This is a genomic window from Caulobacter sp. GW821-FHT10E02 (assembly GCF_059415225.1).
The window spans coordinates 169,635-192,845 of sequence record NZ_JBWKMV010000006.1; the positions used below are offsets into that span (position 1 = coordinate 169,635).

General features: G+C 68.6%; 20 protein-coding genes. 15 read left to right on the forward strand and 5 right to left on the reverse strand.

The window, feature by feature from the left end; all coding sequences use genetic code 11:
• Nucleotides 1-10 precede the first annotated feature (10 nt).
• Genes AC07NI_RS25475 through AC07NI_RS25485 form a run of 3 tightly spaced genes read left to right on the forward strand, consistent with a single transcriptional unit; the run spans nt 11 to nt 5,195 of the window.
• Nucleotides 11-1,435, forward strand: coding sequence for a DUF6504 family protein (locus AC07NI_RS25475; protein WP_494624583.1), 1,425 nt, complete (start codon nt 11-13; stop codon nt 1,433-1,435).
• Nucleotides 1,432-4,605, forward strand: coding sequence for an error-prone DNA polymerase (locus AC07NI_RS25480; RefSeq protein WP_494624376.1), 3,174 nt, complete (start codon nt 1,432-1,434; stop codon nt 4,603-4,605). The genes AC07NI_RS25475 and AC07NI_RS25480 overlap by 4 nt, the downstream gene beginning before the upstream one ends.
• A gap of 8 nt (nt 4,606-4,613) precedes the next feature.
• Nucleotides 4,614-5,195: an alpha-ketoglutarate-dependent dioxygenase AlkB gene (locus AC07NI_RS25485; protein ID WP_494624378.1), complete on the forward strand. Its 582-nt coding sequence runs from the start codon at nt 4,614-4,616 to the stop codon at nt 5,193-5,195.
• On the opposite strand, the gene AC07NI_RS25490 is transcribed toward AC07NI_RS25485, so the two are convergent.
• Complete coding sequence (locus AC07NI_RS25490; protein ID WP_494624380.1) at nt 5,192-5,893, reverse strand: hypothetical protein; 702 nt, start codon at nt 5,891-5,893, stop codon at nt 5,192-5,194. The genes AC07NI_RS25485 and AC07NI_RS25490 overlap by 4 nt on opposite strands.
• 178 nt (nt 5,894-6,071) lie before the next feature.
• Entirely contained in the window at nt 6,072-6,491 is a 420-nt protein-coding gene (locus tag AC07NI_RS25495; RefSeq protein ID WP_494624382.1) for a helix-turn-helix domain-containing protein, read from the reverse strand.
• A 282-nt stretch (nt 6,492-6,773) separates the two neighbouring features.
• Here AC07NI_RS25495 and AC07NI_RS25500 point away from each other — a divergent pair, with 282 nt between their 5' ends.
• Together AC07NI_RS25500 and AC07NI_RS25505 are read left to right on the forward strand one after the other, a co-directional pair.
• Nucleotides 6,774-6,953, forward strand: a complete 180-nt coding sequence (locus AC07NI_RS25500; protein WP_494624384.1) for a YjzC family protein — start codon at nt 6,774-6,776, stop codon at nt 6,951-6,953.
• A 74-nt stretch (nt 6,954-7,027) separates the two neighbouring features.
• Nucleotides 7,028-7,321: a hypothetical protein gene (locus tag AC07NI_RS25505; protein ID WP_494624386.1), complete on the forward strand. Its 294-nt coding sequence runs from the start codon at nt 7,028-7,030 to the stop codon at nt 7,319-7,321.
• Nucleotides 7,322-7,401: 80 nt separating this feature from the next.
• Here the strand turns inward: AC07NI_RS25505 and AC07NI_RS25510 are convergent, their stop codons facing one another.
• The 3 genes from AC07NI_RS25510 to AC07NI_RS25520 all read right to left on the reverse strand — a co-directional run bounded on the left by AC07NI_RS25510 (nt 7,402) and on the right by AC07NI_RS25520 (nt 10,854).
• Complete coding sequence (locus AC07NI_RS25510; protein ID WP_494624388.1) at nt 7,402-8,448, reverse strand: hypothetical protein; 1,047 nt, start codon at nt 8,446-8,448, stop codon at nt 7,402-7,404.
• Nucleotides 8,449-8,598: 150 nt separating this feature from the next.
• Nucleotides 8,599-10,059 (reverse strand): bifunctional DNA primase/polymerase, encoded by a 1,461-nt coding sequence (locus AC07NI_RS25515; RefSeq protein WP_494624390.1) that lies wholly within the window; start codon nt 10,057-10,059, stop codon nt 8,599-8,601.
• 57 nt (nt 10,060-10,116) lie between these two features.
• Nucleotides 10,117-10,854: a hypothetical protein gene (locus AC07NI_RS25520; protein ID WP_494624392.1), complete on the reverse strand. Its 738-nt coding sequence runs from the start codon at nt 10,852-10,854 to the stop codon at nt 10,117-10,119.
• Between the two features lie 103 nt (nt 10,855-10,957).
• On the opposite strand from AC07NI_RS25520, the gene AC07NI_RS25525 reads away from it, so the two are divergent.
• From AC07NI_RS25525 to AC07NI_RS25570, 10 genes are all read left to right on the forward strand, one after another.
• On the forward strand, nt 10,958-12,172 hold the full coding sequence (locus tag AC07NI_RS25525; protein ID WP_494624394.1) for a citrate/2-methylcitrate synthase: 1,215 nt from the start codon (nt 10,958-10,960) through the stop codon (nt 12,170-12,172).
• Nucleotides 12,173-12,273: 101 nt separating this feature from the next.
• Complete coding sequence (locus AC07NI_RS25530; protein WP_494624396.1) at nt 12,274-13,689, forward strand: MmgE/PrpD family protein; 1,416 nt, start codon at nt 12,274-12,276, stop codon at nt 13,687-13,689.
• Between the two features lie 41 nt (nt 13,690-13,730).
• The gene (locus tag AC07NI_RS25535; RefSeq protein ID WP_494624398.1) at nt 13,731-14,789 is read left to right on the forward strand and encodes a TauD/TfdA family dioxygenase; all 1,059 of its coding nucleotides are present in this window, start codon (nt 13,731-13,733) and stop codon (nt 14,787-14,789) included.
• Nucleotides 14,790-14,856: 67 nt separating this feature from the next.
• A complete protein-coding gene (locus AC07NI_RS25540; RefSeq protein ID WP_494624400.1) occupies nt 14,857-16,245 on the forward strand; it encodes an acyclic terpene utilization AtuA family protein in 1,389 nt (462 codons plus the stop codon).
• Nucleotides 16,238-16,549, forward strand: coding sequence for a DUF4387 domain-containing protein (locus AC07NI_RS25545; protein ID WP_494624402.1), 312 nt, complete (start codon nt 16,238-16,240; stop codon nt 16,547-16,549). Before AC07NI_RS25540 ends, AC07NI_RS25545 begins: the two co-directional genes overlap by 8 nt.
• Nucleotides 16,550-16,859: 310 nt before the next feature.
• Nucleotides 16,860-18,023, forward strand: a complete 1,164-nt coding sequence (locus AC07NI_RS25550) for an iron-containing alcohol dehydrogenase (RefSeq protein WP_494624404.1) — start codon at nt 16,860-16,862, stop codon at nt 18,021-18,023.
• 31 nt (nt 18,024-18,054) lie between these two features.
• Nucleotides 18,055-18,825 (forward strand): enoyl-CoA hydratase/isomerase family protein, encoded by a 771-nt coding sequence (locus tag AC07NI_RS25555; RefSeq protein WP_494624405.1) that lies wholly within the window; start codon nt 18,055-18,057, stop codon nt 18,823-18,825.
• Nucleotides 18,826-18,827: 2 nt separating this feature from the next.
• Entirely contained in the window at nt 18,828-20,945 is a 2,118-nt protein-coding gene (locus AC07NI_RS25560; protein ID WP_494624407.1) for an acetate--CoA ligase family protein, read from the forward strand.
• A 4-nt stretch (nt 20,946-20,949) separates the two neighbouring features.
• Nucleotides 20,950-22,125: an acyl-CoA dehydrogenase family protein gene (locus AC07NI_RS25565; RefSeq protein WP_494624409.1), complete on the forward strand. Its 1,176-nt coding sequence runs from the start codon at nt 20,950-20,952 to the stop codon at nt 22,123-22,125.
• An 8-nt stretch (nt 22,126-22,133) separates the two neighbouring features.
• Nucleotides 22,134-23,210, forward strand: coding sequence for an acyl-CoA dehydrogenase family protein (locus tag AC07NI_RS25570; RefSeq protein ID WP_494624411.1), 1,077 nt, complete (start codon nt 22,134-22,136; stop codon nt 23,208-23,210).
• Nucleotide 23,211: the final 1 nt, after the last annotated feature.

Below are 23,211 nucleotides of genomic sequence, written 5' to 3' on the forward strand. Positions count from 1 at the left end.
CCCGATCGTCATGGTCGGCAGGGTCGGAAGACGGCGCGCGGTCGCGCACATGAATCTCGCCGCCGCCCAGGCGGGCCTGCGCCTGGGCCAGGCCGTGGCCCACGCCACCGCCCTGGTCCCGGGCCTGGTGCTGCACGACCTGGATCCGGCCGGCGACGCGGCGGCCCTGCATCGCCTGGCCCTCTGGGCCCAGAAGCACTACTCGCCGACCGTGGCGGCCGACGGGACCGACGGCCTGGTGATCGACGCCACCGGTTGCGCCCATCTGTTCGGCGGCGAGGAGAAGATGGCCATCGCCCTGCGCGAGCGCCTGACCAAGGCGGGCTTCGCCGCCACCGTCGCCGTCGCCGACAGCTGGGGCGGCGCTCACGCCCTGGCCCGGTACAGCCGCCGGGCGATCTTCGTGACGACGCCCGGAGCGACGGGTCGCGAGCTGATGACGCTGCCCGTCGCGGCCCTGCGTCTGTCCGCCGATCTGGTGGACGGCCTGGGGCGCCTGGGCTTCGACACCGTCGGCGAACTGGAAGCCACGCCCAAGGGGCCGCTGTCCCATCGCCTGGGCCAGGAACCGGTGCGTCGCCTGAACCAGGCCTTCGGCCGCGACGCCGAACCGATCGAGCCGGTGATGGCGCCCGAGACCCTGCACGTGCGCAAGATCTTCGCCGAACCGATCGGCGCGCCCGAGACCATGGCCCGCTATGTCACCGAACTGGTTCACGGCCTGTGCGCGGCGCTGGAGGATGCGGGCCTGGGCGCCCGGCGCCTGGACGCCTGGTTCACCCGGGTCGACAACCGCATCGAGGCCGCCCGCATCGGCATGGCTTCGCCGTCCCGCGACGCCAAGCGCCTGGCCAAGCTCCTGTGCGAGAAGCTGGAAAGGGTCGATCCAGGGTTCGGCGTCGAGAAGATCGTCCTGGCCGCGCCGGGCGCCGAACCCCTGGCCTACAAACAGAGCCAGGTCCTGGGCGAGGCCCACAAGGCCGTCGACCTGTCGGGCCTGATCGACACCCTGGCCAATCGTCTGGGCGCCGAGCAGGTCTATCGGCTGGCCAGCGCGCAAAGCGATCTTCCCGAACGGTCGGTCAAACGCGCCCCGGCCCTGGAGGCGCCCGACGGCGTCTCCTGGCCGGCCGATTGGCCCCGTCCCGCCCGGTTCTTCCCGCGCCCCGAACCGATCGAGACCGTGGCCCTGTTGCCCGACGCCCCGCCGGCCGCCTTCACCTGGCGCGGGGCGCGCCACCGGGTGGCCTGCGCCGACGGGCCCGAGCGGGTGTTTGGCGAATGGTGGAAGGCCGACGCGGAACTGGCCCGCAGCCGCGACTACTTCCAGGTGGAGGACGAAAGCGGCGAGCGGTTTTGGATCTTTCGCGACGGCGACGGCGAGGACGCCGAGACCGGCAGCCAACGCTGGTTCATGGCCGGGGTGTTCGGATGAACCCGTCGCCCAAGGACCTGACGAGCGAGGACCTGGGGTCCTATGTCGAGCTGCAGTGCGCCTCGCACTTTTCGCTGCTGCGCGGGGCCTCCTCGCCGGGAGAACTGTTCGACGAGGCCCAGCGGCTGGGCTACCGGGCGTTGGCGATCTGCGATCGCAACAGCGTGGCGGGGATCGTCCGCGCCCATATCGCCGCCAAGGCCACGGGCGTGCGGCTGATCATCGGCTGCGAGCTGGTGCTGCGCGACGAGACCACCCTGGTGGTCTTTCCCACCGACCGCGCCGCCTACGGCAGGCTCTGTCGGCTGCTGTCCCTGGGCAAGGCCAGGGCCGGCAAGGGCGAGTGCGACCTGACCCTGGAGGACGTCGCCGCCCACGCCCAGGGGATGATCGCCATCCTGGTCCCCGACATGCCCGACGAGACCTGCGCCGTTCAGCTGCGGAAGGTGGCGGCGATCTTCGGTCCCGACGCTCATCTGGCCCTGACCCTGCGCCGCCGGCCTGGCGACGCCCTGCGGCTCCATCAGCTGGAGCAGATGGCTCGCGCGGCCGACGTCACCCCGGTGATCACCAACCGCGTCCTCTTCCATGAAAAGGCCCGCCGCCTCCTGCAGGACGTCGTCACCTGCATCCGCGAGGGCATGACCATCGACGATGTCGGGTTCAAGCGCGACCGCCACGCCGACCGCTACCTGAAGGCCCCGGCCGAGATCGGTCGCCTGCTGGCCAAGCACCCGGGCGCCATCGCCGCGTCGGTGGCGATCGCCCGGCGCTGCGCCTTCAATCTCGACGAGCTCTCCTACCAGTATCCCCACGAGGTCAGCGAACCGGGCCGCTCGCCCCAGGAGACCCTGGACCGCCTGACCTGGGAGGGGGCGGCGCGCCGCTATCCCGACGGCGTTCCGCCCGAGGTCGAAAAGGCCCTGGCCCACGAGCTGCGGCTGATCGGCCTGCTGGGCTACGCCCCCTATTTCCTGACGGTCAATTCGATCGTCCAGTTCGCCCGAAGCCAGGACATCCTCTGCCAGGGCCGCGGCTCGGCCGCCAATTCGGCGGTCTGCTACGTCCTGGGCGTCACCAGCATCGACCCCGAGCGCAACGACCTGTTGTTCGAGCGCTTCGTCAGCCAGGAGCGCAACGAGCCGCCCGACATCGACGTCGACTTCGAGCATGCGCGGCGCGAGACCGTCATGCAGTGGATCTTCGAGACCTATGGCCGCCACCGCGCGGCCATCGTCGCCGTGGTCCAGCGCTTTCGCCCGCGCGGCGCCGTGCGCGACGTCGGCAAGGTCCTGGGCCTGCCCGAAGACATGACCAAGGCGCTCTCCAGCCAGATCTGGTCGTTCTCGCGCGAGGACATCGAGGAGCGCCACGCCAAGGACATCGGCCTGGACCTCTCGGACCGGCGCCTGCGCCTGACCCTGGAGCTGGCGCAACAGCTGCTCAACACCCCCCGCCACTTCTCCCAGCATCCGGGCGGCTTCGTGCTGACCGAGGATCGCCTGGACGAGTTGGTGCCGATCGAGCCGGCGCGGATGGACGGCCGCCAGATCATCGAGTGGGACAAGGACGACATCGACGAGCTGAAGTTCATGAAGGTCGACGTGCTGGCCCTGGGCATGCTGACCTGCCTCAAGCGCGGCCTGGACCTGTTGGCCCAGCACAAGGGAATCCACCGGGACCTGGCCACCATTCCCCCGGAAGATCCGCGCACCTATGCGATGATCCGCAAGGCCGACACCCTGGGCGTCTTCCAGATCGAAAGCCGGGCCCAGATGGCCATGCTGCCCAGGCTCAAGCCCCGCAGCTTCTATGACCTGGTCATCGAGGTGGCGATCGTGCGGCCCGGCCCGATCCAGGGCGACATGGTCCACCCCTATCTTCGCCGACGCGAGGGCAAGGAGGCGGTCTCCTATCCCAAGCCCGAGCTGGAGCGGGTGCTGGGCAAGACGCTTGGCGTGCCGCTCTTCCAGGAGCAGGCCATGCGCGTGGCCATCGAATGCGCCGGCTTTTCCCCCGGCGAGGCCGATCAGCTGCGCCGCTCGATGGCCACCTTCAAGATGACCGGCGGGGTCAGCCATTTTCGCGACAAGTTGGTGGGCGGCATGGTCGAGCGCGGCTACCCCCAGGACTTCGCCGAGCAGACCTTCAGCCAGCTGGAGGGCTTTGGGTCCTACGGTTTTCCCGAAAGCCACGCGGCCAGTTTCGCCCTGCTGGCCTACGCCTCGTCCTGGCTGAAGTGCCATCACCCCGACGTCTTCTGCGCGGCCCTGCTCAACAGCCAGCCGATGGGGTTCTACCAGCCCAAGGAGATCGTCCGCGACGCCAAGGACCACGGCGTGGAGGTCCGCCCCGTCTGCGTCAACGCCTCGCGCTGGGACTGCACGCTCGAGCCGGTCGGCCAGACCGGGCGCTTCGCCGTGCGCCTGGGGCTGCGCCGGGTCACCGGCCTGAAGGAGACCGACGCCGCGCGCCTGGTGCTGGCCCGAGGCGAAGAGCCCTACCGTTCGGTCGACGAGGTCTGGCGCCGGTCGGGCCTGGGTCCGGGGGCGCTGGAGCAACTGGCCAAGGCCGACGCCTTCGGGCCCGAGCTCCAGCAGCAGCGCCGCCAGGCCAGCTGGGCGATCAAGGCCCTGCGTGACGCCCCGCTGCCGCTGTTCGACCAGGCCGGGGCGCCGGAGCTCAACGAACCGGACGTGGCGCTCAAGCCCATGACCGAAGGCCGCGAGATCATCGAGGACTACGGCCATGTGGGCCTGACCCTGCGCCGCCACCCGCTGGCCCTGCTGCGCGAGGACCTCGCCGCCCTCAAGCGCGCGCCCTGCCGCGCGGCCGCCACGGCCAGGGACGGCCAGTACGTCCAGACCGCGGGCCTTGTGCTGGTGCGCCAGATGCCGGGCACCGCCAAGGGGGTGATGTTCATGACCATCGAGGACGAGACCGGCGTGGCCAACCTGGTGATCTGGAAGACGCTGTACGAAAAGCAGCGCCCCATCGCCCTGGGGGCGCACCTGATCGGGGTGGACGGCCGCATCCAGCGCGAGGGCGAGGTGGTCCACCTGGTCGCCTCCAAACTCCACGACCTGCGCGAGGTGCTGGCGGGGCTGGAGGGCCGCACCAACGACCCGGGCGACATGGCCTGGGCCAAGCGCTCGCGCAATTTCTGCTGAGGAAACCGATGGACGCCCAGCCCAGCCTGTTCGACCTGCCCCTGGCGCCCAGAAAGCCCCTGCCCGAGGGGTTCCGCTATCAGGAGAACCTGGTCAGCCCGCAAGAAGAACGCGATCTCGTCGCCAGCTTCCAGGACCTGCCGTTCAAGCCCTACGAGCATCTGGGCTATTTCGGCAACCGGCGCATCGCCGGCTTTGGCTGGCGCCAGGACGAGGCCGGAAGGATGGTCGAGACCGGCGAGCCGATCCCCGACCTTCTCATGCCCCTCCTCGACAAGGTCGCCGCGTTCACGGGCCTGCCCAAGGACAGTTTCCGCCACGCCCTGGTCACTGAATACGCGCCCGGCGCCGGCATCGGCTGGCACCGCGACCGCCCGCCGGCCGTCGCCATCGCCGGGGTCTCGCTGATCTCGCCCTGCACCTTCCGCCTCCGTCGCCAGGCCGTCGATCGATGGGAGCGCGCCTCGATCATCGCCCAGCCGCGCTCGGCCTACCTGATGAGCGGCCCTGCCCGCAGCGACTGGCAGCACAGCATCCCAGCGGTTGAAGCTCTGCGCTATTCGGTGACGTTCCGCACCGTGCGCGGCTAGGCCGCCGATCCGGCCAAGGCCGCGTCGACCTGGGCCTGGTTCCAGTGGGCGTCGATAAAGGGGCAGCGATAGCAGGGACCGGTGTGGTCACGCTCGGCGTCGTCGAAGAAAATCCGCGCCGCCTCGTGATGGGTCTCGGGAATGATCAGGAAGGCGACGTCGTCGACGCCGAAGTTCAGGTCGCCGATCTTGCGCCACTCCCGCTCCCACTCGAAGAAGTAGCTGCCGCCCGCGCCGGGCGCGTCGACGAACGGGACGATTGACCAGATGGGATGATTGGCCTCGCCCGCGCCCTGCGCCATCAAGGCGTCGAACGGCGCGCCGAGGTTCCCGGCAGCATAGGCGTAGAGGATCGGATTGCCGCCGTTGGCGATGACGAACTCCTTGCGAAAAACGATCCCGTGTTGGGACTGCCGACGCGACGCCAGGCGCGCCAGCTGATGCAACGGAACCTCCGAAAAACACACCATGTCATGACGTACGCTTGGCGGGGCGCGCGTTCGACCGACGCCGAACGGATTGCGCGCCTCGATCCGCCTCGAGCTCAGGATGCTCATGATGTTGGAGTAGGCGTCGCGCTCCGCCGTCGTCTTGGCGAAGTGCGACACGTAATTGGACATGTCGCCCCAACTCGGGCTGTTGGATTGAAAGATGGGAGGGGCCATCGGCGCTCCAAAATGGCGGGAAGAGCGAAACAAGACCTTGATCGCGCGAACATTTTAACGATCGGAGGGACGTCCGAACGGGGGAAGGCGCCCCCACACAACCCTTGACGCCAACAGAGTCGCACCCATATAGAAATCCTGTTCAGGCCGAGCGGAGCGCAAGCACTGTCTCGATCGGAAGAGCCCTCGTCGTCAAGACGGGGGCTTTTCTTTATTCGGCCTGCTCTGAAGCGCGGCGTTTGAAAGCTTCCGGATACGCATCGCCGAGGCGACGAACTACTTCAGCGACGCCGCTCACGTCATACTCATTACTTGCTCGACCCTTGTTTGAGCCGAACCGCGCCTTGCGCTTCAAGTATTCCTTGCCTTCCAAGCTCGACAGCGCGCGCTGAACCTGCCGCGGACTGAGACCGGCGCGCTTGCCGATGGTAGCCTTGCTAGGGAACGGCATCTTGTCGGCCGACCACCAAGCCGCGAGCAGCTGCAACAAGACCACCATCTCGGTCGGCGAGATTTGCCGCGCCTCGCCGACGAACTGATTTATACTCAGAAGATGGTTGGGCAGGACGGTGAATCCTGCGGCTGTCGCCGCTTCTCCCCACTTCTGCTGCGTCCTGGCTACGCCGTCCATTGTTACACCCTGGGCCTTCCGTGTCCCAGATATAGGGCCATTTCCGTCCATAGACCAGGGGTCAAATATGTCTCCCTAATCAAACGCACTGATTATCCATACGCAGATAAACACACACACTTATGGCCCGCGACAGATTTTCCCGGTGGAGGCGCAAAAAGTGCGAAGCGGCGCCTTGCGCCGGGCCCGCGTTATCCTTATTCTCCGGATCGAGGGGCGTTCCGTTCGGCCTGAACAACTGGCGTCGCTCCTCTTTTTGAAACCAAGAACAGGAAAGACGTCATGTCTGACGATAAGATCTTCAAGCCGGGCCAGCCGGCTCCGGCCTCGGGCCAGTACGAAATCGTGGGGCCGCGTGGCGGCGCCACCGGCGTCGAGCGGACGGTCGTGCGGGGCGAACCCCTGCCGCCGACCCGCCAGTCCGGTCAGGGCTTCAAGCTCGTCGACCGCACCAAGCACTGACCCAACAGGACGCGCCGCCGAGCCTCAGGGCTTCGGCGGCGTTATCCGTTCCCTCCCCCGAATACGAGACTCTCATGCCCAACTTCACCACGCGCGTCGAACTGCACGGCGCCCAACCCAGCGACTACGAAACCCTTCACGAGCGCATGGCCAGCCACGGCTTCAAGCGCGCGATCGCCGCCTATGGCGATGATGGCCGCCTACACACCTATGCGCTGCCCACGGCCGAGTACGACTTCAACGGCGAGGGCAACGCCGTTGGCGTCCGCGACCTGGTCAAGCGCGTCGCCGACGGGGTGCGTCCCAACGCCTGGGTCTTCGTGACCAAGGGCGAGGAGCGCGCCTGGATCACCACGGTGCTGAACTAGCCCCTACCCAGACACCACGCGCACCAGACGCCTCCGGACGCGGCCAGCCTCCGGGGGCGTTTTGGCGTTCAGACGTCGCGTCAGCGCGAGTCCATCATCACGTCTTCCATGTGCTGGTTCCAGCCGTGCATATCCTCGATCGGCTCGGCCATGACCTCGTCGAGCCCTTCGATCTGACGGATCACGCGATCGAACCGCTCGAAGGCCTTGAGCCCCAACGTCTCCCGGCCGACCGCCCTGGACTGCTTACGCCAAAGGTCGAAGGGGCGCTTGGGATAGGCCGGTTTCCAGCCCGGCAGAAGCCTGGCGTTCGCCGCGGCCATGATCGGCAGACCTCGCGCCAGGGACAGCATCCCTTCGTCGATGGGACGTTCGGGCAGGCCGGCGCGTCGAAGGACCCGGTTCTCTTCGCGTCGCTTCTTCAGGACCGCCGCCACCGTGTCGTGCTCGAGCTGGACACGCCGAAGGGTCTCGTCCGGATCGTCCTTGCCGCTGCGTCCCCCGGCGATGATCTTGAAGTCGGTCTCGCACAGGTCGATGCGGGCCAGGAGATGGGCCTGGAAGGCGCCCGGTATGTTGCGGGACGGCGGCAGGGCCGCGAGCAGGCGGCCGGCGAGATCGCCGATGCTCACCTTGTTCCTGTAGCGTGTGTTGGTCTCCAACTCCGGCAGCAGGCGACGGGCCGTATCGTCCAACAGGGACGGTTCCCACTGAAGGTGGCGCTCCGCCAGCAGCAGCCCCGGCATCAGGCCGACGGCCAGCTCGTAGTAGAGGCGCGCAAGATCACCAACGACCGGGTCGTCGCGAAGGCCCACATGGTAGAGCTGATTTCGGTGGCGATGAAACGTCGCCGCCGCCTGGGCCTGGTCCTGGGGGACATGGCCCAGGGCGCGAAGGACCGCGATCTTGGCGTTGAAGTCCTGACCGCGCAGGTCCGCGCGCTGGCCGGGCGACAGGGTCTCGCCCCGGGCGCCGTAGGTCAGGATGTCCTGGGCCTTGCGGTGGCACATCAGCTCCAGGGCGTTGTCGACCAGGATCAGGGCGATGCGACCACTGACCGGGCGACCATCGGCCAGCTCTCGACCGGCCCGATCGAGTTGCTCGGCCACGGGGATCACGACCCTCACGGCTGTCCCCCGGGGACATGGGGGGGCCGGCCGCCGGAGGCCAAAAATTTTTGCCGAATGGTGTTTTCGAAGGCCCGCCGACGTTTTCTAGCCGTGAGGCGCCTTGTTTGACCTGGAAATGGGCCCGTGGCGCTCACTTGTGAGACCATCCTAGAGGCGCTGTAGCTCGGCCTGGAGGGCCGGCTCGGCTGGGGGGCGGTGGATATCTACCCGTACGTTTCCCACCATTTTGAGAACACCCCCGGCCCGAACCTGGAACAAAGCGCGAGGGCGACGAAGACCGCGTCGCTTCTCGGGCAGCCGTTCGAGCAGCCCGGCCGCCTCAAGACGGTCGCGAGCCTTGAGGATCCTTGTCCTGCTCCATCCGCCGAATGGACCGCCCACGGTCAATGACATGCCCTCGGCGCTAATTGGCGCGGCCAAGGCGTCGGCGCCCCAGACTCCGACCATGAAGGCCAAAAGCGCAACCGCCGAAGCGTCCCCGCCGACCGTGTTGAAAGCCGCGTTGAACGAGACGGTGGAAACCAGCAGATCGGCCAGGCGATAGCGCGGGACGTTGCCTCGACCTTTGCCGCCCGCCGTGACGATACGCAGGATCTCGCGGTCGACGAGGCCCTCGATGGCCGCCTTGGCGTCATGGACCTTCCAGCCCGGAATGGCCAAGGCGAGACGCGCTGGCGAAAGGTCGAAGTCGGCGAGATCGAAGGTGCTCTGGCTCAGCCAACCCCACAAGAACAGGCTGCGGACATCGCGCCCGAGCAATCTGAGGACGCCCCGTATGTGATGATCCCGGGGCGGGGGCGCGCGATTGACGCCCGACACCGTTCGCGCCCAGGCGCTCCTGGCCACCTTGTCGACCTCGACGTCATCGAGGGGCGGAACACAGAGCGCGGCGTTCACGGCCGCGAGTTGGTCGGCCAGGGCCAGCCGGCCTTGATCGACGTCGCCGTGCCGGCGGCGGATCGCGTGGGCGTCGCGGCAACCGATCTGAAAGAGGGTGGGGTTGCGCGTCCCTTGCAGGATCGCCGCCCCCGCCAAGACGATCGCGGGCTCGACACGCCGGCGCGCGCCCTGAACCTGGCCGCGCGGCCGTTCGACCAGGTCGCTGTAGGCTCGCTCGCTCAGGCGAGGCAGACGCTGCAGGCGATAGAGGAACTCGGCGATCGGCGCGTCACCCTCGTAATCGACGAGGGCGTAAACGCCATCGGCATGCTCCGACCCCGGCAGGAGGATGTAGTCCCCCAGGCCGGCTCCCTGAACATCGAAGCCCGCGCCGCCGGGATGTTTGACGCCGGCGCGCTCACCCGTGGGGTCGGCAAAATACCAGTGCTCGCCACGGCGAGTGCGGACGCGCAGCGGCGTCTGGTCCAAGATCGCCTCGAACCGCGCCAAGGCCTCAGGGCAATCGGCGTCCGGGATCAACAGTTTCTCACGCGCGGTCGGCAAGCCCAGATTGGCCGTCGGGAACTTCTCGGCCCAACGCCGCGTCGTCGCCGCGCTGGGTCGTCTCAGGTTCCACTTGCTCACACAGGGTCGCTTTCCATCCGCCGGGAAGGGATGGACGCCGCCAGCACGGTAGTCAGCGATCAGTCGTTCGTAAGGACCGGTCATCTAGCCGCTATCTTGCGATTGTCGAGTTCCCGACTACCATATCTCGCGCGGGGAGTCCTAATTTCCCGCAGCGTCTTCAAGGGCTTGCACCTGCGGATCGCCCCACAATTCGTCGTGAAGCCTGTCGCGCATGGCCGACACGGCCGCGAACCGATCTCCGAAGTCCTCGGCGAACTGCAGACCGCCAAACTGGGCGTTGGCCAGGTGATAGGCGTCCAACACTCCAACCGCGGTGTTGATGACGCTCCAGAGGCCGACCTTGACCAGGACGGGATCATCCGCGTCGAAGAAGGCGTCATTGCCCTGGGCGCCTCTGCGGAAGATCAACTCCGCCCCGCGCAACGACGCGTGGGCCTCGGTCATATTGATGATCTTCTTGGCCTGCCGGAAGGCGGCGGCGTGCTCGCCCATGAAGCGGTCGAAGAAGCGATAGGTTCTGTCCTTGACCCCAGCCTCGTTGACCACCAGTTCCTCGGCGGTCTCGCGCACGACATGATCTTGCTGGTGCGCCAGGAAATAGCAGGCCCGCTGAGCGCTTTCGGTGACCTGGCGCAGGTTCATCGAGCCTTGGACGCGATGGCGGCGCACGAAGGACAGGGCGGCCAGGATCATATGTTTGCCGACCACGGCGTGCATGGCCGCGAACAGCGCCCTGTCGTCGTCGACGCGGGCCAGGGCGCTTGTCATCAAGCCGCAGCTCTGCATCGCCGTGGCCAGGTACGGCCCGTAGAGATCGCGCGACTGCTCGGTCAATTCGGCCTCCCGAGCGAGCAGTTCGGCCATGGTCATCGGCATCGGACCTCCGGGACGATAGGCCGGCCCTTGCGAGCGACCGGCGGCGTAAGATAGACACACTGCACATATGTACGCGGATCGTACAGATTGCAGGACGACGGCCTTGAACAGCGACTCCGACCTCTATGTGACCGCCGAAGAGGCCGCCAAGATCCTCGGCGTCGAGGTGCCATCGCTCTACGCCTATGTCGGACGCAAGGGCATTCGCTCGCAACCCGTCCCGGGCCAACGCGCCCGCCGCTACTGGCGCGAGGACGTCGAAAACATGCGCCAGTCCAAGACCGGCAAGGTCAACTGGGATTCGGTCCTGGTGCCCCAGACCAAGATCACCCTGATCACCGAGGAAGGCCCGTTCTACCGTGGACATTCGGCGGTCAAGCTCGCAGAGACCGCCACGCTCGAAGACATCGCCGCGATCCTTTGGGATCATGACCGCGCCGCCCTCTTTCCCGACACCGCCCCGCATGCGCCCGACAGCGTGCGCAAGGTCCAGAAACTCCTGGTGGGCCTGACAATCTCCGAGCAGGCCGGGACGCTCCTGCCTTTGCTCGAGCGCAGCAGCCCGCGCAACTACGATCGCTCGTCCCTGGGCTTCGCGCGGGCCGGCGCGGATCTGTTGCGCTGGTTCGCCGCCCTGGGTCTTGGCGAGGAGCCGACATCCGAGCCCGTGCATCGGGTGCTGGCCCGCCTCTGGAACGCCCCCGCCGGCTATGACGACCTGATCCGCCGGGTGCTCGTCCTCCTGGCCGACCACGAGCTGACCCCCGACACCTATGCGGTCCGGGCCGTCGCCAACGCCGGCTGCACGCCCCACCAGGCCGTGCTGGCCGGCATCGTGGCCAACTCAGGCTACCGCCTGACCGCCGGACGGGTGACCTCGGTGCGCCGGCTGATCGAGGAAATCGTGGCCAGCGACGAGCCGGAGCGACCGCTGATCGAGCGCTATCGAGACGGCGAGGCCCTGCCCGGCTTCGAGGGCGGACCGGTTGGCGCCAGGCCGGACGGCTCGCACGCGGCGCGTGACGCGCGCGCCGTGGCGCTGCTCGCCACGCTGGGCCGTCAGTTTGGCGACGATCCCGAGGTCCAGCGATTGTTGCGGGCGGTCGACGCCGCTCGGGAGACCATGGCCGCCGAGCCCAACATCCGCCTGCCCTACGCCTTCATCGAACGAAAGCTCGGCGTTCGCCAGGGCGACGCCTCCCTGAAGGTCCTGGGGCGCACGGTCGGCTGGATCGCGCACGCCTATGAGCAGATGGCCAGCGGCGACCTGATCCGGCCACGAACGGCCTATGCGGGCCCGCTTCCCATCATCGCTTGACTTAATATGTACAGATTGCGTACAGATTGACGCAGATTATCCTCACCCCCTAATAGCGTCCCGAACGGCGGCCTCAGCATGCCCGCCGGCAGGAGGATGCTATGGACGGATCTGCCGCGCCCGCCGTCGCCAACGGCGACGCCACCATTCTGGAAGCCCTGGCCCGCCGTTGCGCCGCCATCGGCTATGACGACCTCACGCCCGCGGGCCTGGAGGTGGTCAAGGTCGCCTTGGTCGACACGCTCGGCGTCAGCCTGGCCGGCGCCGACTTCGACGGCGTCGCCTTGGCCCAACGCGCCATTGTGGAGACGCGCGCCGCCGGCAGCCTGATCCTGGGCGCGAACGACCGGGCCTCGACGCTCGACGCGGCGTTCCTGAACGGCATCGCCTCCCACGCCCTGGACTATGATGACGGCAACATCCTGATGGGCGGCCACCCGTCGGTGATGCTGATCCCGGCGATCCTGGCCCTGGGCGAGGAGACCGGCGCCTCGGCCAAGGAGGCGATCGTGGCCTATGCGGCCGGGTATGAAGCGATCGTTCGGCTTTCACGGGGCCTGAACCCGGCCCACTACGAGAAGGGCTGGCACCCGACGGCGACCATCGGTGTGTTCGGCGCGACCGCCGCGGCCGCGCGCCTGTTGGGCCTGGACGCCGAGCGCACCGCCGTGGCCTTGTCGATCGCCGCCTCGATGGCCAGCGGCCTGAAGGCCAACTTCGGCAGCATGGTCAAGGCGCTGCATGTGGGACACGGGGTGCGCAACGGCATCGTGTGCGCCAAGCTCGCGGCGGCCGGATACACGGCCGGCCACGCGGTGCTGGAAGCCAAGCAGGGCTTCCTGACGGTGTTCAATGGCAAGGGCGTCAGCAATGTCGAGGCGATCCTGGCCCGCCTGGACGGCGACCTGGAGGTCAATCGCGGCTTCAATCCGATCAAGGCCTATCCGTGCTGCGCCAGTACGCACGGCGCGATCGGTGCGGCCCTGGCCCTGCGCCGCGACCAGACCATCTCGCCCGAGGAAATCGACGACATCCTGATCGTCGTCGACGCCGCGCGCATGCCCCACACCGATCGCGCCCAGCTCGACGAAGCTCTCTCTGGCAAGTTCAGCCTGCAATATGTGGTCGCCCGGGCGCTGAAGGACGGCTTCGTCGGGCTCGAGCACTTCGAGGGCGCGGCTCATCTTGACCCGATCATTGTCGACCTGATGGCCCGTTGCCGCGTCCAGGCCGCGCCGGCCGACTGGAAAGGCGGCGCCTTCTCCGGGGATGTGACCGTCACCGACAAGCAAGGCGGCCGTTACGAGTCCTTCTTCGCCGGCCCCGGCCGCGGTCAAGGCGAGCCGGAGGGCCTGTGGGAAAAGTTCGTCGACTGCGCGGGACGCGCCCTGGAGCCGCCGGCGGTCGAGGCCCTGGCCCAGGCCCTGCGGGCCTTCCCTGATTTTGGCGACGTCCGGGCGCTGATGAGCCTGGCCGCGGTCACCCCCGCGCGTCGCCCCGCCCTGCTGTCGGCCTAGTCCGACCCCTCGCTCAGAACGATAAGCAAAGGAGTTCCCAGATGCATCTGGCGCCGTTGAACGACAAGTCGGCCTGGAAGGCCAAGGACCTCGAGGCCAACATCGACAAGTGGATCTACCACCTGTCCGAGGCCGAGATCGCCGACCTGGACCAGGCCCTGCAAGTGGCCAAGGCCTCGGGCAAGGGCATGGCCGAGCTGACCAAGGAGGATTTCCCGCTGAGCGTGATGCGCCCGGCCCTCGACGTCCTTCTCGACAGCCTGGAAAACGGCTACGGCGCCCACGTGATCCGGGGCTTCCCCGCCGCGCGCTACAGCAAGGAAGACCTGCGCATCCTCTATTGGGGCATGGGCCTCAACATCGGCAAGGCCGTCTGCCAGAGCCATCGCGGCGAGCACCTGGGCGATGTGAAGAACTTCGGCGAGAACGTCGATCCGGCCAAGTGGCGCGGCTATATGAGCGGCCAGAAGCTGGGCTTCCACACCGACACCTGCGACGTGGTCTGCCTGTTCGTGCTGCAGACGGCCAAGGCCGGCGGCGAGAGCCGGTTCATCAGTTCGCTGGCCATCCACGACGAGATCGCCCGCACCCGGCCCGATCTGCTCGAAGTGCTCTATGAGCCGGTGGCGTGGAGCTGGATGGGCCAGCAGGCGCCCGACGAGAGCCCCTGGTACATCCAGCCGGTCTATTCCTACCACAAGGGCAAATTCGCCTCGCGCAACATCTACAACCACTGCATGGAGTCGCAGAAGTTCGAGGACGCGCCACGCCTGCCGGAGAAGTTCACCGAGGCGATGAACCTGATCCACACCCTGGCCAACGATCCGCGCTTCTATTACGGCATGCTGTTCGAGGCCGGCGACTTCCAGTTCCTCAACAACCACGTGACCATGCACGCGCGCACCGCGTTCGAGGACTATGACGAGCCCGAGCGTCGCCGCCACCTGCTGCGGATGTGGCTGTCGGTGCCCAACAGCCGCGAGCTGAGCCCGCTGATGAACGCGATCTTCCACGACCAGTCGGCCGGCGCGGTGCGCGGCGGCTTCCCCTCGCGCGTCGCCGAGCCGGTCTACGAAACGGTCGTCTCCAGCATCAACTAGCCCGTCCCCGCCGGGCGGCCCCGCGCCGCCCGGCGGATCCGCCCGCACGAGGCGACCTGGAAATCCAATGACCTCCACCTTTCCAAACGGGACCCGGACGACGATCCTGGTCCCCGTCGGCGCGCTTGGCGCCGGCATTCGTCCCGACCTGGTCGACCTGGCCATCGCCCAAGGCGTGGACGCCATCGCCTGCGACGCCGGCTCGACCGACAGCGGCCCGTCCTATCTCTTCCGCGGCGTCTCCAAGGTCAGCCGCGAGGCGGTCAAGCGAGACCTGGAGGTGTTGCTGCCCGCCAGCCTCAAGGCGGGCGTGCCGCTGCTGATCGGCTCGTGCGGCACCTGCGGGGTCGACGCCAGCGTGGACTGGACGGCCGACATTCTGAGGGAGATCGCCCGCGAAAAGGGCCTCTCGCCCAAGATCGCCCTGCTCTACAGTCAGCAGTCGGCCGTCCTCCTCAAGGCCAAGAACGCGGCCGGCGCCATTCGCCCGCTCGCCCCGGCCGGCCTCCTGGACGACCAGGCCCTGGACGCCTGCGCCCACATCGTGGCCCTGATGGGCCCCGAGCCCTATATCGAGGCGGTCAAGCGCGGAGCCGACGTCGTGCTGGGCGGGCGCACCACCGACACCGCCGTGATCGCCGCGGTGGCCCTGATGCGCGGCGCCGATCCGGCCGCGGCCTGGCACGGCGCCAAGGTCACCGAGTGCGGCGGCGTGTGCACGATCGGCGGCGGACCGGTGATCCTGCATGTCGACGACACCGGCTTCGAGGTGGTCCCCGCCGATCCCGCCAGCCGCTGCACGCCCCACTCGGTCTCGGCCCACATGCTCTACGAGAACAGCGACCCGTTCGTCTTGACCGAACCGGGCGGCGTGCTCGACGTCACCGACGCCGACTATCAGGCGCTGGACGAGCGGACGGTCCGAGTGACGGGGATGCGCTGGACCCCAAAGCCCTACACGATGAAGCTGGAAGGCGCCTCCGGCGGGGCGTTCCAGACCATCATGTTCATTGGGATCGAAGACCCCAAGGTCCTGGGCTCGCTCAACCTCTTCGAGGCGCGCCTGCTCAAGGCCCTCAACCAGCGCGCCGAGCGGGCGCTCGGCCCTGGTGACTGGGACATCTCGCTGCGGCTCTACGGCTGGAACGGCATTTCGGGGCGGCCCCGTCCCGACGACGCGCCCGCGCCGCTGGAGGTGGGGGTGATGTTCGTGGCCACCGCCCCGACCCAGGCCATGGCGACGCTGATCGCCAAGACCTGCAATCCGATGTTCTTCCACTTCCCGCTCGAACCGAGCTTCGAGATGCCAAGCTACGCCTACCCGTTCACCCCGGCGGAGATCGAACGCGGCCAGCTCTATGAGTTCCGGCTGCAGCACGTGGTCGAGACGACCGACGGATTCGAGCTGGTCCGCACCCGCCTGCTGGAGCCCACGGAGATCCTCGAACATGCCTAAGCTCAGCGACGTCAGCCGGGTGCGCTCCAAGAACGCCGGTCCGTTCTGGGTCACGGTGGATATCTTCTTCTCGACGCCTCAGGCCTATGACGCCTTCAAGGCCAGCCCCGCCCTGGGCCCCGACACCTTTCAGCGTCTCTACGGCGCCGACCCGGCCCTGGTGCGGCGATACCCCGTCGACAGCCTGAAGATGGTCAAGATCTCCTATCCCCGCCCCATGCCGCAGGGCTGGCGGGGCGAGCGCGACATGCATGGCGGCCAGCAATATGCCCGCCTGCTGGACCTGGAGCTGGACAGGGCCTGACGGCAGCCCCGGGGCGGCCCGCGAACGCTACGTAAGCCTCCGCCCACCTGGTGGGCGGGGGCTTTTTGATGGAGCAAAGGTTCGTCTGATGATACTGGAGATTGCTTCTTGACACTTTTGGACCACACGCTATCGCTGTCCCAGGTTCGGGACACCGGATCTGCATGGGGAAGATAAGAGCCGCCAAAAGGCCGCCGGAGCGTCTCGGCGCGACGGCAGGCCGGCTCGAACACCGTCGACGATCGCCCGGCTCAATGGCCGGGCGGCGCGCCGAAAGCCCCACAACGACAAGATTTCGCGGGAGAACCAGGTGCCAAGCTTTACCTTCCTGCCGATCGAGCGTGTTCGGTTCCGCGAGTCCGCCGCGACCGCGCTGGCGGCGGAGGTCAAACGCATCGGCGCGCGGCGCGTGTTCTTCCTGGTCAGCCATACCCTCAACACCCAGACCGACGAGGTGGCCAAGCTGACCGCGGCCGTGGGCGAGGCCTGTGTCGGCGTGTTCGACGAGATGCCGCCCTTCGCCCCGCGCGAGGCCGTGGCCCTGGCGGCCAATCGGGCGCGCGCGGTCCAGGCCGACCTGATCGTCACCTTCGGCGGCGGCTCGCTGACCGACGCGGGAAAGATCGTCCAGCTGTGCCTGCGCCATGGCGTCACCGAGCCCGACCAGCTGGAGGCGTTCCGCCTAGTCACCCGACCCGACGGCACGCGGCATTTTCCCAAGTACGACGCCCCGATCGCCCGACAGATCGCCATTCCCACGACCCTGTCGGCGGGCGAGATGAACTCCCAGGGCGGCAGCCTCAACCCCGCGACCGGCAAGAAGGAAAGCTACAAGCATCCTGGCCTGACCCCGCGGGTGATCATCTACGATCCGGCCGTCACGGTGCACACGCCGATGATGACCTGGCTGTCGACGGGGGTTCGGGCCCTGGACCATGCCATCGAGCTGATCTGCGCCAACGAGGCCAATCCGTTCAGCGACGCCACGGCCTTCCAGGCCCTGCGACTGCTCAGTCGCGGTCTTCCGCGGGTCAAGGCCGACCCGTCCGACCTGCAGGCCCGCAGCGACTGCCAGCTCGGCGCGGCCCTGTCGATCATGGGCCTGGCCGGCAATGTGCCCGTCGGGATCAGCCACGCGATCGGCCATGCCCTGGGCGCGGCCTGCGGCGTCGCCCACGGCGTCACCTCCTGCCTGATCCTGCCCCACGCCATGCGCTTCAACCGCCCGGCCGTCGGCGATCGCTACGCCCAGATCGCCCACGAGATGGGCCACCCGGGCGAGGACGCCCCCGACGTCGTCGAGGCCCTGATCGCGCAGTTGGGCATGCCCCAGGGCCTGACAGCGGCCGGCGTCTCGCCCGCCCGCTACGGCGACCTGGCCGAAATGACCCGCACCGATCCGTGCCTGCACGCCAACCCGCGCAAGGTCACCGACATGGCCGAGGTGGTCTCGATCATGGAAGCGGCCGCCTGATGATGATCCTCGCCCGACTGGAGACCCGCCCATGACCGACACCCTGGTCGAGGTCCTGACCGAGAACGGCGTGGCCCTCGTCACCCTGAGCCGCCCGCCCGTCAACGCTCTGAACGAGGCCCTGCGCGACCAGTTGATCGGCCTCTTCGACGCCTTCAACGACACCGAGGAGGTCCGCGCCATCGTGCTCACCGGCGCGGGCAAGGTCTTCTGCGCGGGCGCCGACCTGAAGGATCGGCCCAGCCTCGACGACAAGGGCAGCTACTGGCGGTTCAACCGCCTGGTCCGCGAGACGACCAACGCCATCCGCGAGTGCCAGAAGCCGGTGATTGCGGCCGTCAACGGCCCGGCCCTGGGCGCGGGCTTTGGCCTGATGGTCGCCTGCGACATCCTGATGGCGGCCGAAAGCGCGACCTTCGCCATGCCGGAGATCAATGTCGGCCTGGCCGGCGGCGCCACGACCCTGACCCAGGTGCTGGGCCGCTCGACCGCCCGCCGGCTGATGTTCACCGGCGAGAAGGTGACCGCGGCCGACCTGCGCGAACTGGGCGTCATCGAGCGGCCCGTGCCGCTCGATGAGCTTTTGCCGGAAGCCATGGCCCTGGCCGCTCAGATCGCCGCCAAACCGCCGCTGGGCATTCGCACCGCCAAGCATGCCTGCAACCTCGTCGAGCTGCTCCCGCCGCGCGACGCCTATCGGTTCGAACAGAGCATGACCGTGGACCTGTCGCGCACCGAGGACGCCCAGGAGGCGCGCCGCGCCTTCCTCGAAAAGCGCCCGCCCGTGTTCAAGGGACGATAGACATGATCCGCGGCGACGGGCTCGACGCCCTGCTTTCCCCTCGATCGATCGCGATCCTCGGGGCCTCCCAGAACCCGCTGAAGATCGGCGGGCGTCCCTTGGCCACCCTGCTGCGGTTTGGCTTCGGCGGCGCGCTCTATCCGGTCAACCCGGCCGCGCAAACCATTCAGGGCCTGCCCGCCTACGCCTCGATCGACGCCGTGCCGGAGATTCCCGACCTTGCGCTGGTGGCCCTGCCCGCCGAGCACGCGGTCGCCGCCGTCCAGGCCTGCGCCGACAAGGGCGTCAAGTCGATCATCGTCTTCTCGTCCAATTTCGCGGAGGTCGGCGAGGCCGGCCAGGCGATGCAGGCCGAGATCACCCGGATCGCCCGGCAAGCCGGCTGCCGCGTCCTGGGCCCCAACTGCCTGGGGGTGATGAATGTCGCCGACGGCGTCTACGCCACCTTCTCCAGCGCCCTCAACGACGGCGCGCCGACTTCGGGCGGCATCGGCATCGTCTCCCAATCGGGCAATGTCGGCGCCTATGTCCTGATGCTGGCGCGCGAGCGCAAGATCGGCGTCAGCCGCTGGATGAGCACCGGCAACGAGTGCGACGTCGACGTCTCCGACGCCATCGCCTGGATGGCCCGCGATCCGGCCACCAAGGTGATCCTGGCGTGTCTGGAGGCCTGTCGCGACGGACCGGGCCTGGTCGCGGCGCTGGACGCCGCCCGCGCCGCCGGCAAGCCCGTGGTGGTGCTCAAGGCCGGCGCGACCGAGGCGGGCCTGGCCGCCGCCGCGTCGCACACCGGAGCCCTGGCTGGAGCCGACGCGGTCTTCGATGCGGTCTTCGCAAGCTGCGGCGCGGTGCGCGCCGCCAGCGTGGAGGAACTGCTCGAGATCGGCCAGGCCGCCGCCCTGCTGCTCGGGCGCCTGCCCCAGGGACCCCGCGCGGCGCTCTTCACCGCCTCGGGCGGGTTTGGCGTGCTGATGGCCGACGCCGCCCATCGCGCCGGCCTGCAGCTGCCTCATCCCTCGGACAAGGCCCAGAAGGCCATCACCGATCTTGTGCCGTTCGCCTCGCCCAAGAACCCGATCGACGCCACCGCCGAGGCCTCGAGCAAGCCGGAGATCTTCGAAGCGGCCTTGGCCGCCCTGCTCGAGGACGACTTCTGCGACATGCTCACCGTCGTCCTGACCACGACGCCCTATGTGCCGCGGCTGCGCGCCGTCTTCGAGGAGACCTTCACCAAGGTTCGCGCCCGCTATCCCGACCGGCCCCTGATGGTCTGCACCCACGGTCCGGCCGACTTCGTCGAGACCCTCGCCGGGCTCGGCGTTCCCGCCATCGACGGGGTGGACAACATCTGCCGGGTCATGGCCGCCTTGGCCCGCCTTGGCGCCGAGCCGAACGCCGCGCGCGAAGGGCCGGCGGAACGCGCCGCGCCCCAACCGCTTGATCTGTCCGACATCGTCACGGAGACCGGCGCCAAGCGGGTCCTCAAGCAGGCGGGCATCGCCAGTCCGCGCGAGGAGGTCGTCACCGACGCCCGGGCCGCCGTCGCGGCCGCCGACACCCTGGGCTACCCGGTCGTGCTCAAGATCGTCTCGCCCGACATCGCCCACAAGACCGAGGTCGGGGGCGTGGCGCTGGGCCTGAAGACGCCCGGCGAGGTCGCCGCCGCCTATAATCGCATCATGGATTCGACCGGGCTGGCCGCGCCTCAGGCCCGGATCCAGGGCGTCCTGGTCGCGCCGATGATCGCGGGCGTGGCCGAGATGATCGTCGGCGTCACCCGCGACCCGGTCTTTGGGCCGATGGTGATGTGCGGGCTGGGCGGCGTGTTCGCCGAGGTGTTCCGAGACACCGCCCTGCGGCCCGCGCCGGTCGACGCGGTCCAGGCCCTGGCCATGGTGCGCTCCCTCAAGGCCTTCCCGCTTCTCGATGGGGCCCGCGGGCGGCCCAAGGCCGACCTTCCCGCCCTCGTCGACATCATCGTCAACCTGTCGCGCTTCGCCGTCGCCCATGCCGGCGCCGTCGATGAGATCGACGTCAATCCGGTCGTCGTGCGCGCCAGCGGCCAGGGCGCCCTGGCTCTGGACGCCCTGATCGTGCCCCGCCAGATCGCCGCGGAGTAGCTGCATGGAACTGGATTTCTCCCCCGAGGACCTGGCCTTCCGCGATGAGGTCCGCGCCTTCGCGCAAGACACGCCCCAGGCCCTGCGCGACAAGGTTCGCCGCAACGAAAAGCTCACCAAGGACGAGTTCGTCTGGTGGCAAAGGCGCATGTTCGACCGGGGTTGGGGCGCGCCGTCCTGGCCCAGGGAATACGGCGGGACGGGCTGGAGCCTGACCCAGCGCTACATCTTCGAAGAAGAGATGGCCGCCGCCGACGCGCCGCAACAGGCCCATTACGGCCTCAGCCTGATCGGCCCGGTGATCTACACCTTCGGCAGCGACGCCCAGAAGGCCGAGCACCTGCCCGGCATCCTCAGCGGCGAGACCTGGTGGAGCCAGGGCTATTCCGAACGCGGGGCCGGCTCGGACCTGGCGAGCCTGGCCACCTCGGCGGTGCGCGACGGCGAGGACTGGATCGTCAACGGCCACAAGATCTGGACCACCTACGCCCACTGGGCCGATATGCTGTTTGTGCTGGTGCGCACGACCCCGGGCCCCAAGAAGCAGCTGGGCATCTCCCTAATGCTGATCCCGGCCAACGCGCCGGGCGTCACGATCCGGCCGATCGAGACCATCGACATGGCCCACCACGTCAACGAGGTGTTCTTCGACAATGTGCGGGTGCCGCACGCCAATATCGTGGGCCAGGAAGGCGACGGCTGGTCCTACGGCAAGTTCCTCCTCGATCGCGAGCGCGGCGTGGGCGCCATGCAGCGGCGGCTCAAGCGCGGGGTCGAGCGTCTGCGGGCCTTCGCCGCGGGCCTGCCGGCCGGCGACGGGGCGCCGCTCACCGAGGACGCCCGCTTCTGCGACAAGCTGGCCCAGCTGGAAATCGAGGTGATCGCCCTGGAGATCACCACCCTGCGGGTCCTGTCCGACATGACCCAAGGCGTGGAGCCGGGGGCGCGCGCTTCGCTGCTGAAACTTCGCTCGGCCGAGCTTCTGCAGCGCACCGCCGAGATGGCGGCCGAGGCCCAGGGCCTGGACGGCCTGCTGGTCAAGGCCGAGCGCGGCGCTCAGCTGCCGCCGGGCGCGCCGCACGTCATGAAGAACCATCTCTACAACCGGGCGGTCACGATCTTCGGCGGCAGCGCCGAGATCCAACGGGGGATCATCGCCTCCCGGCTCTTGAGCCTCTGAGGTCGGGCATGGATTTCTCTCTCTCTGAAGAACAACGTCTCCTGCAGGCCAGCGTCGGCCAGTTCGTCCGCAAACAGGCGGGCGCGGCCGCGCCCAGCGACGAAGCCGGCCTGGTGTCGGCCATGGCCGATCTTGGCTGGCTGGCCATCGCCGCGCCCGAGGACCAGGGGGGCCTGGGCGGCACGGCCGTGGACCTGATGGTGGTGATGGAGGGCCTGGGCCGGGGCCTTCTGGCCGCGCCGTTCGTCGGCCCCGGGGTGGTGACGCCGGCGGTCCTGGGCGCCTGCGAGGCGACGCGGCCGCTGCTGGCGGACGCGATGCTGGGCGCCAACCGCGTCGCCCTGGCCTGCTTCGAGCACCAGGGCCGCTTTCGCCTCGACCGGATCGAGACGCGCGCCACCCGCGCGGTCGGCGGCTGGGTTCTCGACGGCGCCAAGACCTTCGTGGAGAGCCCCAGCCAGGCGGCCTATTTCCTGGTCTCGGCCAGGACCCAAGGCGGGACGGCCCTCTTCCTGACGCCGCGCGACACCCCCAACCTCACCCTCGAAACCTTCCGCACGCTGGACGGCGGCGAGGCGGCCGACCTGGTCCTGCACGAGGTCTGCGTTCCGTTGAGCGCCATGGTGGCGGGACCCGCGCTCGGCGCGGCCCTGCTGGAGACCATCACGGACCGGATCATCGCCGCCCTCTGCGCCGAGGCCGTGGGGGCCATGGACGCGCTGTTCGAGATGACGGTGGACTATCTGCGCGGCCGCCAACAGTTCGGAAAGCCCCTGGCGGGCTTCCAGGTCCTGCAGCATCGCGCCGCCGACCTTTACGCCGCTTGCGAGGACGCCCGGTCCCTCATGCTGCTGGCGACGCTGAAGCTGGACGCTCCGCCCCGCGAGCGCGTCCGCGCCGTTTCCGCGGCCAAGGCCCGGATCGGCCAGCTGGCCCGCTTCGTGGCCAACCAGGCCATCCAACTGCACGGGGCGATGGGCATGTGCGACGAGGTCGCCGTGGGGCGCTACGCCAAGCGGCTGATGAGCTTCGACACCGTCTACGGCAACGCCGACTTCCATCGCGGCCGCTTCGCCAGCGCCTAGG